Consider the following 17,353-nt stretch of genomic DNA (forward strand, 5'->3'; position numbering starts at 1 on the left):
TAGTCGTTGCAGGGACCAAACTACTAAAGGGTGCATACATGTCAAAAAAATATCGCTTGGTTACGCGCAGTGACTTCGATGGTCTGGTTTGCGCGGTACTGCTCAAGCACCTCGATTTGATCGATGAGATCCTGTTCGTCCATCCGAAGGATATGCAGGACGGCAAGATCACTATCACCGATCGGGACATCACGACCAATCTGCCGTATGTCGCAACCGCCCACATCGCGTTCGATCACCACTTGTCTGAAACGATCCGCAACACCGGCGATCGCGAGAACCATGTCATCCATCCCGAAGCGCCGTCCGCCGCGCGCGTGGTGTATGACTACTACGGCGGCCTGAAAGCCTTCCCGGCGTCGTGGGACGACATGATGGCGGCGGTCGACAAGGGCGATGCCGCGCGCTTCAACGAGCAGGAAGTGCTGAATCCGGAAGGCTGGGACTTGCTGAACTTCCTGATGGATGCGCGTACCGGCCTGGGCCGCTTCCGCGAGTTCCGCATCTCCAACTACAACCTGATGATGGACTTGATCGACTACTGCAAGAATCACTCGATTGCAGAGATCATGGAACTGCCGGACGTGAAGGAGCGCAAGGAGCTGTACTTCGAGCATGCAGAGAAGTGCAAGGACCAGATCCGCCGCTGCGCCACCGTGCACAAGAACCTGGTGGTGCTGGATCTGCGCAACGAAGAGATCATCTTCGCCGGCAACCGCTTCATCGTCTATGCCATTTTCCCGCAGACGAATATCTCGATCCACGTGCTGTGGGGCCTGAAGAACCAGAATACCGTGTTCGCGACCGGCAAATCGATCCTGAACCGTACCTCGAAGACCAATATCGGCGCGCTGATGCTGGAATACGGCGGTGGTGGGCACGAGAATGCCGGCACCTGCCAGGTCGACAACGAGATGGCGGAGGATGTGCAGGGAGCACTGATCCACCGGATCACCAGCGAAGGTTAAAAAAAACGGCGTGTGGCCATGCGACGATCTTGAGCGTCGCAGCACACACGCCAGTTTTAATTAGAACTCTTTTTCAGGTAATGCTATTAAATCATCGGTGCTGAACTGGTAGTCCTTGAACACGTGTTCGGCGGTCAGCATCTGGTAGTCGCCATCCGGCTTCTTGAACGAGGTGTCCTTCAGCTTGTAGGTGTAGTGGCCGCAGGTCCAGCAGTTGAAGTTGCGCATGTGCGTGCACAGGCAGGTCTTGTCCATCACCACCACGGTCTTGGCTTCCGGATGCGCTTCAACCTCGCGGTTGTAGGCGTTGATGTAGGAGCAGTTGCCGCAGGCGTCCAGCAGATAGCCGTAGGATTCGCAGCCCGGACGGATGCCGGAGCCGATCGCCGGCGTGTTCTTCAGCATGCGCATCGGGTAGCCGGTAGGCGACACACCGTTGACGATGATGTCGTCTTCCGACGCCTTGAAGTATTCCTGCTTGACCTTCTCCGGCAGGCCGCATTCCTTGGTGACGGTGAAGCGGGTCGCCACCTGCACGCCCGCCGCGCCGGCTTCCAGGAAGCGCACCGCGTCCGAACCGGTGAAGATGCCGCCGGCCGCGATCAGCGGAATGTCCAGGTTCTCTTGCTTGAAATACGCCAACAATTCCTGGGTGATGGTCATCAGGTCGTAATCCTGCCAGTCGTCCAGGCCGAAACCCAGGTGGCCGCCGGCCAGCGGGCCTTCGACAATCACGTAATCCGGCAGACGGTTCAGCTTGGCGTTCTTGCGCAGGAAGATCTGCAGCGCGCGCACCGACGATACGATAATGCCCAGCTTGGCTTCACGGAAGCGCGGGTGATCGGCCATCAGCGCGAACGAACCGAAGTGCAGGCCGGCCGACAGCGTGATGCCGTCGATGCCGGCGTCCAGCGCCGCGTTCAGGCGGGTGCGCAGAGTCTCGCGCGGGCCGTTCATGGTCAGCTTTTCCATGCAGTTGACGAAGATCAGGCCGTGGCCCTGTTTCGCCTTCATGGTGGCGCCGATGTGCAGGCGCTGGGCTTCGGCCAGGCGCTGCAGGTCGAACTGGACAATCGACTTGTCCATGTTGTTGATGTTGTGCTTGTAGAGCTTGGTCTTGTCCTTGACGAAGCTGGTGTCGAACTTGCGGTCCGAAACGTCTTCCACCATCGCGTCCGAGATATGGCCGATGCCGCCCAGACGGGCCGCCTCCAGCGCCAGTTCCGAGGTCGAGATGTCGACCCCCATTCCGCCGATCATGATGGGCACATACTCGTCGTTGCCAAATCGCAGGCGGAAATCATCAACACGTTTCATTGCTATCCTTAGACTACCGAAGTTAATTGCGGTCGCGCGGTAGTACGCATGATCGGGACTCCCGGTCATTCTACTCCATGCGTACTACAGCTTGATGACGGCACGGCCGCGCCGGCCGGCCGTGCGCGGAAGGGGATCAGTCGCGGAAGTTGTTGAATTCCAGCGGCAGGTCGGTGGCGTCCTTGCGCAGCAGGGCCATGGCAGCCTGCAGGTCGTCGCGCTTGGCGCCGGTGATGCGCACCGATTCGCCCTGGATGCTGGCTTGCACCTTCATCTTGCTGTCCTTGATGATGCGCACGATCTTCTTGGCGTCTTCCGTTTCGATGCCGTTCTTGACCTTGATCACCTGGCGCACCTTGTCGCCGCCGATCTTCTTGATCTCGCCGTCGTCGAGGAAGCGCACGTCGACCTTGCGCTTGGACAGCTTGGTGGTCAGGACGTCGCGCACCTGCTGCAACTGGAAATCGGAATCGGCGGTGACGGTCAGTTCGCGTTCCTTCTGTTCGACGGCGGCGCCGGTGCCTTTGAAGTCGAAGCGCGTGGCGATCTCCTTTTGAGATTGCTCGACGGCATTCTTTACTTCGATCATATCGGCTTCCAAAACTACATCAAACGACGGCATAACTATTTCCTTTATCTTGCTGCTTCAAAGACTGCCATTTTAACGGACAACCCGCCGTTCGCAGCCATATCGACACTGGTTTTTTACTTGTTTCGCTCTATAATCGACTAAATTTATTGCTTATTTCCCTCATGCCCGCATCGTCTTCCATCCAGTATCAACATTCCCTCCAACCCCTCAACACTTTCGGCATTGCCGCGACGGCGCGCGCCTATCTGCGTGTGACGAAAAAGGAGCAACTGCTCGGCGTTTATGCTGATGGCGCCTGGGCTACTTTGCCGAAGCTGGTGTTGGGCGGCGGCAGCAATGTGCTGCTGACGGGCGACTTCGACGGCCTGGTGCTGCACATCGCGCTCGAAGGCAAGGAGCTGATCAGCGGCGATGACCGGCATCATTTCGTGCGTGCGTCGGCCGGTGAAAACTGGCACGCGTTCGTGCAGTGGACGGTGGCGCAGGGCATCGGCGGGCTGGAAAATTTATCGCTGATTCCGGGCACGGTGGGCGCGGCGCCGATCCAGAATATCGGCGCCTACGGACTGGAAATCAAGGACGTCTTCCACAGCGTGACGGTGTTCGATCCAGCCAACGGCGAGACGCGCGTGATGGACGCGGCGGCCTGCCGTTTCGGCTATCGCGACAGCGTGTTCAAGCAGGAAGCGCGGCAGCTGATTATTTTGGACGTAACGTTCGCGCTGCCCAAGCAATGGACGCCGAACCTGCGCTATGCGGAACTGGCGGCGGAGCCGGGCATGGCGGATGCGCCGACGCCGCAGCAGGTGGCGGAAGCGGTGATCGCCATCCGCCGCCGCAAGCTGCCCGATCCTGCGGCGATCGGCAACGCCGGCAGCTTCTTCAAGAATCCTGTGGTGCCGGGCGCGCAATGTGCGGCGCTGCTGGAGCGCTTCCCGAACCTGGTGCATCATGCGCAGCCCGATGGCAGCGAGAAGCTGGCCGCCGGCTGGCTGATCGATCAATGCGGGTGGAAAGGCAAGAGCCTGGGCGCGGCCGGCGTCTATCCGAAACAGGCGCTGGTGCTGGTGAATAACGGCGGCGCCACCGGTGCGGAAGTGGTGGCGCTGGCCAAGGCGATACAGGCCGACGTGCAGGCGCGCTATGGCGTGCTGCTGGAGCCGGAGCCTGTCTTCATCTAAATTCGGGGTCAGTTCCGACATTCGGACACGAGCCCAACCGTAGCGGCCGCTACGGTTGGGCTCGTGTCCGAATGTCGGAACTGACCCTGAATTTGTTTAGCCGAAGTGGCAAACGTAGTCGAGGGTCTCGACGGTTTCGATGTCGAACTTGCTGTTGCCGGCCACGCTGAACTCTTGGCCCGCGCTGTAGGTCTGCCATTCACTGGCGCCGTCCAGGCGCACCTTGCAGACGCCGCCCGTGATTTCCATGATTTCCGGCGCGCCGGTGTTGAAGGTCAGGCTCGATGGGAAGATCACGCCCACGCTTTTCTTGCTGCCGTCGGCCAGGATGACGGTGTGCGATACGCACTTGCCGTCAAAGTAGATGTTCGATTTCTTGACGACGCTGACTTGCTCGATTTGTGCACTCATGCTGCTGTTTTTCCTTGGTTATGGTGTGAGACCGGGCAGGTCGTCCGCGTTCACCACGCGGTTGCGGCCACCATTCTTGGCCGCGTACAGGGCCCGGTCGGCTTGCCGGATCAGCTCTTCCACGCTGCCCGCAGGCGAGGGCACCACGCTGGCCACGCCGACCGACATGGTCACGCATGACATTTCCGTGGTTGCCTGCGGATTTTCGATCGCGAGCTGCTCCAGGTGGCGGCGGCATGACTCGGCCACGATCAGTGCCCCAGTCAATTGAGTCTCGGGCAGGATAATTGCGAATTCCTCGCCGCCGTAGCGCGCGGCCAGGTCGGCCGGGCGCTTCAGATGTTCGGTCAACACAGCGGCCACTTTTTTCAGGCATAGGTCGCCCGCCAGGTGGCCGAAGCTGTCGTTATATAGTTTGAAGAAGTCGACGTCGCACATCAGCAGCGTCAACGGCTTCTTGTCGCGCTGGCCGCGCTGCCATTCGATGCGCATGGTGTCGTCGAAGCGGCGGCGGTTGGCGATGCCGGTCAGGCCGTCGAGCGCCGCCAGCTTTTGCAGTTCGATGTTGGCGTCGGCCAGCTGCTTCTGGCTCTCGCGCAGGAAGCGGAAGGCCTGGTCGCGCTGCAGGCGGCTGATGTGCGCGCCCGAGTGATAGCGCACGCGCGCCAGCAGTTCCAGCTTGTCCGGCAGCTTGACCATGTAGTCGTTGGCGCCGGTGCCGAAGCTGTGCGCCTTGAGCTTGGGGTCTTCCTTGGCCGAGAGGACGATCACCGGCACGTGCCGCAGGCTTTCCTCGTTGCGGTATTGCGTGATCTGGCCGAAGCCGTCGATGGTCGGCATCACCAGGTCCTGCAGGATCACGGTCGGCTGCAGCTGCAGCGCGGTGTCCAGCGATTTGGTGGCGTCGGTCACGTAGTGGAATTCGATGTCGGGCTGGTCGCTCAACATGCGCCGCACGGCTTCGACGATGATCAACTGATCGTCCACCAGCAGCACTCTCACCTTGAAGATAGGCAGGGACGGCTCTTGATCTGCTGCGATTACATTTGCTTCGGACATCAGGATTCTCTTTGCTTGTTATTGACCACGTCCACCCAGGGTGCTGCGCAAGACCGGTCCGATCTTCGCCAGCGGTAAAATCATTTGTGCCGCATCCAGCTCCGCCGCCGCGCGCGGCATGCCGTACACCGCGCTGCTGGCCTGGTCCTGGGCGATGGTGGTCTGGCCGGCGCGGCGCATCGCCAGCAAGCCTTCGGCGCCGTCGCGGCCCATGCCGGTCAACAGCACGCCCACCGCTTCGCCTTTCCAGTGCTGCGCCACGCAGTGGAAGAACACGTCCACCGACGGCCGGTAGGCGTAGTCCTTCGGGTGGATATCGTAACGCAAGCGAAGGTTTTGATCCAGCGTCAGGTGATCGTTGCTCTTGGCGATGAGGATGGTGCCGGCCACCAGTTCGTCGCCTTCTTCGGCGGAGCGCACCGGCATCTCCAGCTGTTCGCCCAGCCAGCGCGCGAAGTTGTCGGCGAAGTGCTGGTCGATGTGCTGCACCACCACGATGGCGCAGCCGCGCGGCGCCTTCCAGCCGGCCAGCAGCTTGGACACCGCCACCGGCCCGCCGGTGGAAGCGCCGATGGCCAGCAGCGAGGTGACTCGTTCGGTGTCCGGCCCGTCGCCCGCGTGGCCGTTGCCATTGGCGTTGGCGGCGGTGCGGGGCAGCATGGCCTGGTTGCCGCCGCTGTGGCGTATCAGCTTGTCCATGGTGCGGATCTTGGCCAGCAGTTCGGCATCGCCGCCCGGCTGGCCTTGTAGCACCGGCGTGGCCGTCACGTCGAGCGCGCCGGCGCCCAGCGCGCGGAACACCTGGTTGACGTTGTCCTGCGGCCGGCCTGTCACCACCAGGATGGCGCACGGGCTGTGTTCCATGATCTGGCGCGTGGCCTCCACGCCGTCAAGCTCCGGCATGTTCAGGTCCATCAGGATCAGGTCCGGGCGGTTGTCGGCACACATGCGCACCGCTTCGGCGCCGGTGCGCGCGATCCACAATACCTGGTGTTCGGCGGTGCTGGCGATCACGCGCCGCAGCGCCTCGGCCGCCATGGCGACATCGTTGGCGATGGCTATCTTCATCTACGGGCGTCCCCAATCAAATCGCTGACTGCATCGAGCAGCGTTTCGTCATGGAAGCTGCCCTTGGTCAGGTAGTAGTCTGCGCCGGCCGACAGGCCGCGTGCGCGATCCTCCGGTCGATCTTTATAAGAGACTATCATGACTGGCAATTTATGCAGGTGTATATCTTTTTTAATCAGTGTTACCAGTTCGATACCGTCCATGCGCGGCATGTCGACGTCGGTGATCACCAGGTCGTAGTCGCCGCTGCGCACCACGTTCCAGCCGTCGATGCCATCGATAGCGATATCGACCAGGAAGCCGCGCGCCATCAGCAGCTTGCGCTCCATCTCGCGCACGGTGAGGGAGTCGTCCACCACCAGGATGCGCTTGGTCCGGCGGCGCTCGGCGGCGTCGGACTTGGCCAGTTGATGCAGGCCGCCTTCGTGCAGCAGCTTGTCGATCGAGAGTAGCAGGTCCGGCACGTCGAGGATCAGCACCGGCTCGCCGTTGTCGAGCAGGGCGGCCGAGGAGATGTCGCGCATCTTGCCGAAGATCGGGTCGATGGCCTGCACCGCCAGGCTTTGTTCGCCGCGAATGGCGTCCACCACCAGCGCATAGCGGCGCGCGCCGGCGCCGATGACGACCACCGGCAGTTCGCCGGCGCCGGCGTCGGTGTCGCCCAGCTCCAGCACCTGCGAGGCCGAGACCAGGCCGAGATGCTCGCCGCCGAAGTCGAAGAACTGCTTGCTCTCCAGCGTGTGGATGGACGCTTGCGGCACCTTGAGCACGCGCTCCACCTGCACGATCGGCACGGCGTAGGCTTCGCCCTTGACGTCCACCACCAGCGCACGCACGATCGATTGCGTCAGCGGCAGCGTGATGTAGGTGCGGAAGCCGACACCCAGTTCGGATTCGATGCGCACGGTGCCGTTCTGCGAGCGGATGGTTTCGTGCACGATGTCCAGGCCGACGCCGCGCCCGGAGATTTCGGTGATGTTGTCCTTCAGGCTGAAGGCGGGCAGGAACAGGAACTCCATCAATTCGGCCGCCGACATCGAGGTCGCCATCTGCGCCGGCGCCATTTTGCGTTCGATCACGCGGGCGCGGATGCGTTCGAGGTCGACGCCTTTGCCGTCGTCGCTGATTTCAATACTGAGCATGCCGGCGCGGTGTTTGGCCTCCAGCACGATGGTGCCGGTGCCCGGCTTGCCGGCGGCGATGCGGTCGGCGGCGTTGTCCATGCCGTGGTCGATGGCGTTGCGCAGCATGTGGTTGAGCGGGCTCTCGATCTTGGCCAGGATGTCGCGGTCGACCAGCGTGTCTTCGCCGATGATCTGCAACTGCACGTCCTTGCCCAGGCTGCGCGAGAGGTCGCGCACCATGCGCGGGAAGTGCTGCACGCCGTCCCTGAAGGGGCGCATGCGCATGGTCAGCACTTCGTCCACCATGCCTTGCGAGACGCCTAGCAGGCGGCGCTCGTAGGCTTCGATGTCGGCGATGTGCTCCAGCACGAATTGCTTGAGGGGATGCGTCTTCTGCAGCGCCAGCAGGGATTTTTCCTTCAGGCTGGCGTCGCTGCTGTTGGAGATCGCTTCGTGCAGTTGCTCGATCAGCGTGAACAGGCTGCTCTGGTTGCGCTTGAAGCGCTGCATGTTCTGGATGAACGGGTGCATCTGGTGCGCGTTGATGCGCGATTCGCTGGCCAGCGACAGCAGCTTGTCGAAGTTTTGCGCGTGCTTCATCGGTGCTTGCGCCAACTGGCGGGTGGCGGCGGTTTCTTCGGCAGGCGTCGGAGCCGATGCAGCCGATGCAGCTGGACTTACGGCTGAGGGCTGCGGCGCGATCGGCAGCTCGCCGATCGGGAAGGTCGGTATGGCGGCGGGAGCGGCGGCTGGAGTTGGCGGCGCGAAGCTGATTGGCTCCGGCAGGAAGGCGATGGTGGAGATCGCGTTCATGGTGCTGTTGATTTGACCGCTGTTGGCGGCCAGCCAGGCGTCCACGCCGCTGTCCTGCAGGCGTGAAAGCTGCAGGATCAGGTCCACGCCGGCCAGCAGCACGTCGACGCGGTTGGGCGTCAGCGCCAGCTTGCCGTTCTGCGCGGCGATGAACGCGTCCTCCATGCCGTGCGCCAGCTGCACCACTACTTCCAGCCCGACGATGGAGGCCGCGCCTTTGATCGAGTGCGCCGCGCGCATCATCGATTCCACCGCGCTGGCGTCGTCCTTCAGGCGCTCCATCGCCAGCAGGCCGTCGGTCAGGATCTGGGTCTGGCTGTCGGCCTCCATGCGGAACAGGTCCAGCATGGAGAACTGGCTCAGGTCTCCGTTGTTATCGACGCTCATCGTAGGGTTCTCGCGAGTTGGTAGCCGATCAGCGCTTCATCGAGCACGCCGATACGCATGTTTTGATGCGATATCACGCCGGACAGGAAGCGGGACAAGCCCTTGTTGATGGTGGCGGCCGGCGCCTGCACCGTGGCGCTGGCGTAGCGCAGCAGGCCATGCAGGTCGGCCACCGGAATGGCGTAGGACTGGTCTTCCCAGCGCGTGAGCAGCAGGCGCGCGAAGGTGTGGCGGTGGGTGGCCGCTTCACCCTCCGCTTCGTCGATGCCCAGCAGTTCGGCCAGCGACATGCAGGGATAGAGCGTGCCGCCGACGTTGACGATGCCGCGCAAGCCGCGCGAGGCGCGGTGCGGCAGGCGGTGCGGCGTGGCGATCGGCGCCACGGCGACGAACATGCGGGTCGGCAGCGACAGCCATTCGCGGCCGATGCGGAATACCAGGCAGGAGGCGTCCTGCTGCTGGGTATCGGTGGCGGCCTGGCGGAAGTGCGCGGCCCAGTCTTTTTTGTAGTCGTCGCCGACCACGCGCTGCAGGTTCTGTTGCGCGGCGGCGGCGTAGACTTCGCAGTTGCGGCAGTGGACGTGCTGCTCCAGCTTCTCGCAACTCTGGTCGCCGTTCACGCCGATCTGGTTCCAGCAGGCTTCGATGATGGTTGTGCTCATGGCTTAGCGTTTCACTTGGCGTCTCAGGATGCCTGCTGGCGTTTGTAGATGCGGGCGGCGCGCGCCTTGAGCGCGGCGGCGCCGGCGGCGTCGTTGTTGGCTTCAGCCAGCAGGGCGAGGTGGCACAGGGCTTCGTAGTGGTCCGGCTGCAGGTAGATGCAGCGCTTCCAGTACTCCGATGCCATCTGCGGCTTGTTGGTCAGCTCATTCAGCAGGCCGAGGATGAAATAGGCTTCCGCCGATTCGGGATGTTGGGCAAGGTGATCGCGGCATTTCGTTTCGGCGGCCTTGACGTCGCCCAGGTCGGCCAGGCGGCGTGCGTCGGCCAGCAGGTTGGCGGCGGCGGGCGCAGGCGCTGTGGCAGGCATCGCAGGCGTTGCAGCTGCGGCGCGGGCGGCCGCGCCGAGCGTCGGCGTTGCGCGCGCGCGCATTGTCGTCGGCTGCGGCGCGGATGCAGGCGGCGAGGGCGGCGAAGCCACGGCGCGCGATGGACGTGCGGCGCGTGGCGGTGCGGTCTTGTCGGTCGCGCGCGCGGTGTGTGCCTGCTTGTGCGCCGCTGCGGCGGCCTCCTTGCGCAAGCCGAACGCCTGGCTGTACGACAGCGGCGAAAAGCCATGCTGGCAGAACGACGGCACTTCGGCATAGCCGGCGAACAGCTGCCCGTCATCCATCAGCAGCGCCTCCAGCTTGGCGATGGCGGCCTTGGTGGTGGGCTTGTCGAAGTAGATCAGCAGGTTGCGGCAGAAGATCACGTCGTAGTGGCCGCTGCGCGTGCTCAGGTCGAACTCCAGCAGGTTGCCCTGTTTGAAGCGCACCTGCTTGCGTATGGCGTCGTTGATGCGGTAGTCGCCGTCGCCGGCGCTGGTGAAATGCAGGTCGCGAAAGCCCAGGTCCTGCGCGCGGAAAGCATTGCGGCCGTAGATGCCGCTCTTGGCGCGCGCCACGCAGGTCGGGCTGATGTCGAAGGCGTCGATCATGAAATTCCCCGGCGCGATGCCGGCGTCGGTCAGCACCATCGCCATGGTGTACGGCTCCTCGCCGCCGGCGCAGGGTATCGACAGGATGCGCACCAGCCGCCCGTTGTCGGTGGCCAGGCGCGCGCGCACGAATTCGGTCATGGCCTGGAAGGCTTGCGGGTCGCGGTAGAACCACGATTCCGGCACCACCACCAGTTCCACCAGCGCGGTCAGCTCCTCCGGCGTCATTTGCTGCAGGTAGGCGTCGTGATCGGCCACCTCGGTTTGCTCCATGCGATTCTTGATCGCGCGCTCCACCACCGACTTGGACAGGTTCAAGCCGGTGGCCGCTCGCAGCATGGATTGGGCGGGTGTCATGTAGTGCTATCCGCCGACTGGAACAGCAGGGCGCACAGCTCGGCCGGCAGCAGCTGCGCCAGCTCGACCACTTGCAGCATGCCTTGCGCGTCGCTGGCCACCACGCCGAGGAAGGGGGCGGCCTGCACGCCGCTGTCGCGCAGCAGTTCATCGCCCACTTCCTGCACGCCCAGCACGCGCTCGGCGCGCAGGCCCAGCGCGTGGTGCGCACCCTCCGGCGTCACATAGTCGGCCACGATGATGCGGGTGTCGAAATGGTCCTCGCCGCTGGGCAGGCCGCTGGCGCGGCACAAGTCGATCACCGGCACCGGCGCACCGTGCAGGTCCATGATGCCGGCCACGCTGTCGGGCGCCAGCGGCAGCTGCTTGAGTTCCACCAGCGGCAGCACGCGCAGCACATCGCGCAGGCGCAAGCCGTAGCGGTCGGCGCCGATGTGGAAGACGAGTAGTTTCATGGCGTCCGCCGTTATACCGCGACGGCGAAGTTGGCCACGCTGCTTTGCAGGTCGCCGGCCGCGTACTGCAGCTGGTGCACCGCTTCGCTGGTGGCCTTGAGCGATTCCACGGTCTGCTGGGTGGCGTCGTTCAGCTGCATCATGGTGGCGCTGATCTGTTCCGCGCCCACCGCCTGCGACTGCATCCCCTGCAGCACCAGGTCGAACTGCGGCGCCAGTTTCTGCACCTGGTCCATCACGCCGGACAGCTGGTCGGTCACCTGGCGCACTTCGCCCACGCTGCGGCGGATCTCTTCGGAGAATTTATCCATGCCCATCACGCTGGCCGATACGGCCGATTGCATCTCCTTGAGCATCTGCTCGATATCCCAGGTGGAGACGGAGGTCTGGTCGGCCAGGCGGCGGATCTCGGTCGCCACCACGGAGAAGCCGCGACCCGCTTCGCCGGCCTTCTCGGCCTCGATGGCGGCGTTCAGCGACAGGATGTTGGTCTGGTCGGCCACCTTGGTGATGGTAATCAGCACGCTGTTGATGTTGGAGGCCTTTTCCGACAGCGCCGCCAGCTTGGCGTTGATCGAATCGGTGGCCGACACCATGTGCTGCATGGTGTTGTCCATGCGCTGCAGGTTGTTTTGCGCGTCGGCGGTGGCGGTGGTGGTGTAGTCGGCGACGGCGGTCGCTTCCTCCATGGTCTTGAGCAGCTGCGAGGTGTTGGCCGAGATTTCCTTGGTGGTGCTGAGGATCTCGACGCTGGTCTGCGCCTGTTCGATGCCGGTGGCTTCCTGCTGCTTGGCGGAGGCGGCGATTTCGGTGGCCGATGTGGTGACCTGGATGCCGGCCTTCTGCACGTTGTTGAGCAGCGCGCGCAGGTTCAGGAACATGCGGTCCAGGCCATTGGCCAACTGGCCGATGGCGTCGCTGCCTTGCACTTCGATCTTGCCGGTCAGGTCGCCCGACGCCGCTTTCGACACTACGCCGAGCAGCGAGTCGACCTTGGACTTGAGCAGGTTGGTGGCCGCCAGTTCGTTGGCCTGGTTGTCCTGGATCGCCTGCGCCATGCGGTTGAACTCCGTGGTCACCGCGCCCAGTTCATCGGCCGACAACACGTGCGCGCGCGCCGACTGGTCGCCGCCGGCGATCCGGCCCACCGCCTGCGTCAGATTGTTCAGCGGCGACAGTAGCGATCCCACCAGCAGCCAGGCGATGCCGAGCGACAGCGCCACGCACACCACACCGCCCAAGGTCAGTACCGTGCGCATGGATTGCTGCAGCTCTTCGGAGGCCTTGCTGCGCTCGACCAGCAGCCGTTTCTCTTCGGCCGTCGCATCGTTCATCAATTTGTAAATGTCGCCGATGGCGGAGGTGGCGCCCGACAGCTGCGGCGTGCGGCCCATGGCGTCGGCGGCGCCGGGCTTGTCGCCCAGTTCCTGGCGCATCTTGAGTTGGGACTCGATCACTTCGCCGGTCCAGACGCGGACCATTTCCGCCAGTTGCTTGAAGCGGGTCACCTGGGCCGGATTATCGGAGGTGATCTTTTGCAGCGCGGCGACCGACGCCGGAATGTCGGCCATCTCCTTGCGCGCGCGCTGAAGGCGTTGCTCGCTGCCGGTCAGGTAGTAGCCACGCGCCTCCACCTGCACTTGCAGCAGGTCGTTGCGCAGCACGTCGATGTCCTGGAGGACCTCCATCGTGTGGCGGTCCCATGCGTTGGCCTCGGACAGCGTGTTGAAGCGGTTGTAGGCGATCGACAGCAGCACCAGGATGATGGCCAGGATGGCGCCAAACCCGAGGTACAGCTTCTTCTTGATACTCAAGTTTTTAAACAATTTTTTCTCCGGACTCTATTCTCTATTGGGGTGTCTCAGCCCGCCACCGAGAAGGTGGCGACGCTGCTTTGCAGCCCGCCCGCAGCATACTGCAATTGGTGGACCGCTTCGCTGGTCGATTTCAGCGATTCCACGGTTTGTTGGGTGGCTTCGTTCAACTGCATCATGGTCTCGGTGATCTGGGTGGCGCCCACGGCTTGCGACTGCATCCCTTGCAGCACCATGTCGAATTGCGGCGCCAGTTTCTGAACCTGGTCCATCACGCCGGAGAGTTGGTTGGTCACCTGGCGTACTTCGCCCACGCTGCGGCGGATCTCTTCGGAGAATTTGTCCATGCCCATCACGCTGGCGGAGACGGCAGACTGCATCTCCTTGAGCATCTGTTCGATGTCCCAGGTGGAGACGGAGGTTTGGTCTGCCAGCCTGCGGATTTCGGTGGCGACCACGGAAAAGCCGCGTCCCGCCTCGCCGGCCTTTTCAGCCTCGATGGCTGCGTTCAGCGACAGGATGTTGGTCTGGTCGGCCACCTTCGTGATTGTAATCAGAACGCTGTTGATATTGGAAGCCTTTTCGGACAATGCCGCCAGTTTGGCGTTGATCGAATCGGTGGCGGTCACCATGTTCTGCATGGTGCCGTCCATGCGCTGCAGATTATTCTGGGCGTCTGCAGTGGCGTGCGTGGTGTAGTCGGCCACCGAGGTGGCGTCCTCCATGGTCTTGACCAGTTGCGAGATATTGGCCGAGATTTCCTTGGTGGTGCTGAGGATTTCGACGCTGGTCTGGGCCTGTTCCATCCCGGTCGCTTCCTGCTCCTTGGCGGATGCGGCGATTTCGGTGGCCGAGGTGGTGACCTGGATGCCGGCCTTCTGCACGTTGTTGAGCAGCGCGCGCAAGTTCTCGAACATGCGGTCCAGCCCAGCGGCCAGCTGGCCGATGGCGTCGTCGCCGCTGACCGTGATCTTGCCGGTCAGGTCGCCGGCGGCGGCCTTCGACACCACGCCGAGCAGGGCGTCGACCTTGGCCCGCAGGTCGTTGGTGGCCGCCAGTTCCTTGGCCTGGTTGTCCTGGATCGATTGCGTCATCTGGTTGAAGGCGATCGACACCTGGCCAAGTTCATCGCGCGAGTCCACCACCACGCGGGCGTTTTGATCGCCGCCGGCAATGCGTTCGACCACCGCGTTGAGGCGCATCAGCGGTCCGGCCAGGGCCCCGGACAGCAGCGTGCCGATGACGATGGCCAGCACGGTGCAAAGGCCGCCGCCCAGCACCAGCAACAGCATCATCGATTGGGACAGGTCGCTGGAGGTTTTGCTGCGTTCGGCCAGCAGGCGGTTTTCCTCGTCGCTGATGTCGCGCAGCAGCTGGCGCACATCGGCGATGATCTTGGTGCCATTCAGGACATCGGCCGATGTCGCCACCTGCTGCGACACGCCAACCTGCTTGTTCAGGGCGCGGCGCTTTTCCAGCAGCGGGTGGATCACATTGTCGATCCAGTTCTGCATCATGGGCGCCAGGCGTTTCAGGCGCTCCTGCTGGGAGGAGTTGTCGGATGTCAGGCGCGTGATCTCGCCCATGTGGTGGCGCACCTTGTCTTCCTCGATCGGGATCGGCTTGGTGATGCTCTCTTCGCCGGTGAGCATGAAGCCGCGCGTGGAATTCTGCACCTGTATCAGGGCGGTTTCGATCTCGCGCGCCTGCAGCAGCACTTGCAGCGTGTGTTTGTCCCACTCGTTGGCGGTGGAAAGCTTGGTGAAGTTGTTGTAGGCGAGTGCCAGCAGGATGATGATGATGACGACGATGGCGCCGAATCCAGAGGCGAGTTTTTGTTTGATACTGAGGTTTTTGAACATGGCCGCTTCACTCTCCGTCGGGGTGTGCAAGCAATGTATCAAAAAAATGGCCGCTCAGCGAGCGGCCATTTTCAGCGTGGCGGTTTGACGACCTTATTGGCCGCTTATTGGCCGCTTTACTGGCCGCGCTTCAAACGTGCGTTGGCGGCGATGCGCATGCGCAGCGCGTTCAGTTTGATGAAGCCGCCGGCGTCGGCCTGGTTGTAGGCGCCGCCGTCTTCGTCGAAGGTGGCGATGTTCATATCAAACAGGGAGTCGGTCTTCGAATCGCGCGAGACGACGATCACATTACCCTTGTACAGCTTGATGCGCACCCAGCCATTGACCGTGGCCTGGGTGTGGTCGATCAGGGTTTGCAGCGCGACGCGCTCCGGCGCCCACCAGTAGCCGTTGTAGATCATCGAGGCGTAGCGTGGCATCAGGTCGTCCTTCAGGTGGGCCACTTCGCGGTCCAGGGTGATCGACTCGATGGCGCGGTGGCCTTTCAGCATGATGGTGCCGCCAGGGGTTTCGTAGCAGCCGCGCGACTTCATGCCGACGTAGCGGTTTTCCACCAGGTCCAGGCGGCCGATGCCATGCTTGCCGCCCAGGCGATTCAGTTCGGTCAGCACGGTGGCCGGCGACATGCGCACGCCGTTGATGGCGACGATGTCGCCTTTTTCGTATTCGAGGTCGATGTACTCGGCCTGGTCGGGCGCCGCCTCAGGGCTGACGCTCCAGCGCCACATCGATTCCTCGGCTTCGGCGCTCGGGTTTTCCAGGTGGCGGCCTTCGAAGGAGATGTGCAGCAGGTTGGCGTCCATCGAGTACGGTGCGCCACCGTTCTTGTGCTTCATGTCGATGGCGATGCCTGCGTCTTCCGCGTACTTCAGCAGTTTTTCGCGCGACAGCAGATCCCACTCGCGCCATGGAGCGATGACTTTCACGCCTGGTTTCAGCGCGTAGGCGCCCAGTTCGAAGCGCACCTGGTCGTTGCCCTTGCCGGTGGCGCCGTGCGAGATGGCGTCGGCGCCGGTTTCGTTGGCGATTTCGATCAGGCGCTTGGCGATCAGCGGACGCGCGATCGAGGTGCCCAGCAGGTATTCGCCTTCGTACACGGTGTTGGCGCGGAACATAGGGAACACGAAGTCGCGCACGAATTCTTCGCGCACGTCGTCGATGTAGATGTTCTCTGGCTTGATGCCGAACTTCAGCGCCTTGGCGCGTGCCGGTTCCAGCTCTTCACCCTGGCCCAGATCGGCGGTGAAGGTGACGATTTCGCATTGGTAGTTATCCTGCAGCCATTTCAGAATGACGGAGGTATCGAGGCCGCCCGAGTAGGCGAGGACTACTTTTTTAATGTCGCTCATGCTAGTTCCAAGTGTGTGTTGAATTTAGTTCGTTGTTTCGACGCGGCCGATCAGCAGGTACTCGATCAGCGCCTTCTGGATGTGCAGGCGGTTCTCCGCCTCGTCCCAGACCACCGATTGCGGGCCGTCGATGACGTCGGCCGAGACTTCCTCGCCGCGATGCGCCGGCAGGCAGTGCATGAACAGCGCATCCGGTGCGGCGCGCGCCATCTTGGCGCTGTCGACGATCCAGCCGTCGAAGGCCTTCAGGCGGGCGGCGTTTTCTTCTTCGTAGCCCATGCTGGTCCAGACGTCGGTGTTGACCAGGTGCGCGCCTTGGCAGGCGTCCGATGGGTTCTCGAAGAAGGTGTAGCGGTCGGTCGACACCAGCGACATGTCCATGTCGTAGCCCTTGGGCGTGGACACGTTGACGTGGAAGCCGAAGACTTCGGCCGCCTGCAGCCAGGAGTACAGCATGTTGTTGGCGTCGCCCACCCAGGCCACCGTCTTGCCGGTGATCGAGCCGCGATGCTCGTAGTAGGTGAAAATGTCGGCGAAGACCTGGCACGGATGGTGTTCGTTGGTCAGGCCATTAATCACCGGCACGCGCGAATTGGCGGCGAAACGCTCGATGATCTCCTGGCCGAAGGTGCGCACCATGATGATGTCGCACATGCGGCTCATCACCTGGCCGGCGTCTTCCACCGGTTCGCCGCGGCCCAGCTGCGAGTCGCGCGTGTTCAGGTAGATGGCGGCGCCGCCCAGCTGGTGCATGCCGGCCTCGAAGGACAGGCGGGTACGGGTCGAGTTCTTCTCGAAGACCATGACCAGGGTGCGGTCGATCAGCGGGTGGTAGATCTCGTAGTTCTTGAACTTGCGCTTGATGAGGTGCGCGCGTTCGATGACGTACTCGTACTCTTCCAGCGTGAGGTCGGAAAACTGCAGGTAATGCTTGATCGGTTTTTGGATAGGCATAAT

Annotated in this window: 15 protein-coding genes; 2 read left to right on the forward strand and 13 right to left on the reverse strand. The window is 62.9% G+C overall.

Features of this window, described 5'->3' with window-relative positions; all coding sequences use genetic code 11:
• The first annotated feature begins 38 nt into the window (after positions 1-38).
• The gene (locus ACXZ1M_RS22085) at positions 39-968 is read left to right on the forward strand and encodes an exopolyphosphatase (RefSeq protein WP_459049765.1); all 930 of its coding nucleotides are present in this window, start codon (positions 39-41) and stop codon (positions 966-968) included.
• A 60-nt stretch (positions 969-1,028) separates the two neighbouring features.
• On the opposite strand, the gene ACXZ1M_RS22090 is transcribed toward ACXZ1M_RS22085, so the two are convergent.
• Both ACXZ1M_RS22090 and ACXZ1M_RS22095 read right to left on the reverse strand, forming a co-directional pair.
• Positions 1,029-2,285 (reverse strand): nitronate monooxygenase, encoded by a 1,257-nt coding sequence (locus tag ACXZ1M_RS22090; protein ID WP_459049766.1) that lies wholly within the window; start codon positions 2,283-2,285, stop codon positions 1,029-1,031.
• Positions 2,286-2,421: 136 nt separating this feature from the next.
• Positions 2,422-2,907 (reverse strand): YajQ family cyclic di-GMP-binding protein, encoded by a 486-nt coding sequence (locus tag ACXZ1M_RS22095; protein WP_459049767.1) that lies wholly within the window; start codon positions 2,905-2,907, stop codon positions 2,422-2,424.
• A gap of 131 nt (positions 2,908-3,038) precedes the next feature.
• On the opposite strand from ACXZ1M_RS22095, the gene murB reads away from it, so the two are divergent.
• Positions 3,039-4,058: a UDP-N-acetylmuramate dehydrogenase gene (murB, locus tag ACXZ1M_RS22100; protein WP_459049768.1), complete on the forward strand. Its 1,020-nt coding sequence runs from the start codon at positions 3,039-3,041 to the stop codon at positions 4,056-4,058.
• A 96-nt stretch (positions 4,059-4,154) separates the two neighbouring features.
• Here the strand turns inward: murB and ppnP are convergent, their stop codons facing one another.
• The 11 genes from ppnP to argF all read right to left on the reverse strand — a co-directional run bounded on the left by ppnP (position 4,155) and on the right by argF (position 17,350).
• Entirely contained in the window at positions 4,155-4,469 is a 315-nt protein-coding gene (gene ppnP / locus ACXZ1M_RS22105) for a pyrimidine/purine nucleoside phosphorylase (protein ID WP_459049769.1), read from the reverse strand.
• Positions 4,470-4,487: 18 nt separating this feature from the next.
• Entirely contained in the window at positions 4,488-5,528 is a 1,041-nt protein-coding gene (locus ACXZ1M_RS22110) for a diguanylate cyclase (protein ID WP_459049770.1), read from the reverse strand.
• Positions 5,529-5,546: 18 nt separating this feature from the next.
• Positions 5,547-6,596: a chemotaxis-specific protein-glutamate methyltransferase CheB gene (gene cheB, locus ACXZ1M_RS22115; protein ID WP_459049772.1), complete on the reverse strand. Its 1,050-nt coding sequence runs from the start codon at positions 6,594-6,596 to the stop codon at positions 5,547-5,549.
• On the reverse strand, positions 6,593-8,920 hold the full coding sequence (locus tag ACXZ1M_RS22120) for a hybrid sensor histidine kinase/response regulator (RefSeq protein ID WP_459049773.1): 2,328 nt from the start codon (positions 8,918-8,920) through the stop codon (positions 6,593-6,595). The genes cheB and ACXZ1M_RS22120 overlap by 4 nt, the downstream gene beginning before the upstream one ends.
• Entirely contained in the window at positions 8,917-9,582 is a 666-nt protein-coding gene (locus ACXZ1M_RS22125) for a chemotaxis protein CheW (RefSeq protein WP_459049774.1), read from the reverse strand. The genes ACXZ1M_RS22120 and ACXZ1M_RS22125 overlap by 4 nt, the downstream gene beginning before the upstream one ends.
• Before the next feature lie 23 nt (positions 9,583-9,605).
• Complete coding sequence (locus tag ACXZ1M_RS22130; protein ID WP_459049775.1) at positions 9,606-10,916, reverse strand: CheR family methyltransferase; 1,311 nt, start codon at positions 10,914-10,916, stop codon at positions 9,606-9,608.
• Positions 10,913-11,371, reverse strand: a complete 459-nt coding sequence (locus ACXZ1M_RS22135) for a chemotaxis protein CheW (RefSeq protein WP_459049776.1) — start codon at positions 11,369-11,371, stop codon at positions 10,913-10,915. Before ACXZ1M_RS22135 ends, ACXZ1M_RS22130 begins: the two co-directional genes overlap by 4 nt.
• An 11-nt stretch (positions 11,372-11,382) precedes the next feature.
• A complete protein-coding gene (locus ACXZ1M_RS22140; RefSeq protein WP_459049777.1) occupies positions 11,383-13,197 on the reverse strand; it encodes a methyl-accepting chemotaxis protein in 1,815 nt (604 codons plus the stop codon).
• Positions 13,198-13,232: 35 nt separating this feature from the next.
• Positions 13,233-15,047: a methyl-accepting chemotaxis protein gene (locus tag ACXZ1M_RS22145; RefSeq protein ID WP_459049778.1), complete on the reverse strand. Its 1,815-nt coding sequence runs from the start codon at positions 15,045-15,047 to the stop codon at positions 13,233-13,235.
• Between the two features lie 116 nt (positions 15,048-15,163).
• On the reverse strand, positions 15,164-16,396 hold the full coding sequence (locus ACXZ1M_RS22150; RefSeq protein WP_373991217.1) for an argininosuccinate synthase: 1,233 nt from the start codon (positions 16,394-16,396) through the stop codon (positions 15,164-15,166).
• 24 nt (positions 16,397-16,420) lie between these two features.
• Complete coding sequence (argF, locus tag ACXZ1M_RS22155) at positions 16,421-17,350, reverse strand: ornithine carbamoyltransferase (RefSeq protein WP_459049779.1); 930 nt, start codon at positions 17,348-17,350, stop codon at positions 16,421-16,423.
• Between the last annotated feature and the right edge of the window lie 3 nt (positions 17,351-17,353).

This window comes from Duganella paludis, from assembly GCF_054461335.1.

Coding starts and splice junctions, on each gene's coding strand:
- ppnP (WP_459049769.1), bottom strand. CDS start 4,469: ATGAGTGCACAAATCGAGCAAGTCAGCGTCGTCAAGAAATCGAACATC.
- ACXZ1M_RS22150 (WP_373991217.1), bottom strand. CDS start 16,396: ATGAGCGACATTAAAAAAGTAGTCCTCGCCTACTCGGGCGGCCTCGAT.
- ACXZ1M_RS22145 (WP_459049778.1), bottom strand. CDS start 15,047: ATGTTCAAAAACCTCAGTATCAAACAAAAACTCGCCTCTGGATTCGGC.
- ACXZ1M_RS22110 (WP_459049770.1), bottom strand. CDS start 5,528: ATGTCCGAAGCAAATGTAATCGCAGCAGATCAAGAGCCGTCCCTGCCT.
- ACXZ1M_RS22120 (WP_459049773.1), bottom strand. CDS start 8,920: ATGAGCGTCGATAACAACGGAGACCTGAGCCAGTTCTCCATGCTGGAC.
- ACXZ1M_RS22135 (WP_459049776.1), bottom strand. CDS start 11,371: ATGAAACTACTCGTCTTCCACATCGGCGCCGACCGCTACGGCTTGCGC.
- murB (WP_459049768.1), top strand. CDS start 3,039: ATGCCCGCATCGTCTTCCATCCAGTATCAACATTCCCTCCAACCCCTC.
- argF (WP_459049779.1), bottom strand. CDS start 17,350: ATGCCTATCCAAAAACCGATCAAGCATTACCTGCAGTTTTCCGACCTC.
- ACXZ1M_RS22095 (WP_459049767.1), bottom strand. CDS start 2,907: ATGCCGTCGTTTGATGTAGTTTTGGAAGCCGATATGATCGAAGTAAAG.
- ACXZ1M_RS22085 (WP_459049765.1), top strand. CDS start 39: ATGTCAAAAAAATATCGCTTGGTTACGCGCAGTGACTTCGATGGTCTG.
- cheB (WP_459049772.1), bottom strand. CDS start 6,596: ATGAAGATAGCCATCGCCAACGATGTCGCCATGGCGGCCGAGGCGCTG.
- ACXZ1M_RS22125 (WP_459049774.1), bottom strand. CDS start 9,582: ATGAGCACAACCATCATCGAAGCCTGCTGGAACCAGATCGGCGTGAAC.
- ACXZ1M_RS22130 (WP_459049775.1), bottom strand. CDS start 10,916: ATGACACCCGCCCAATCCATGCTGCGAGCGGCCACCGGCTTGAACCTG.
- ACXZ1M_RS22090 (WP_459049766.1), bottom strand. CDS start 2,285: ATGAAACGTGTTGATGATTTCCGCCTGCGATTTGGCAACGACGAGTAT.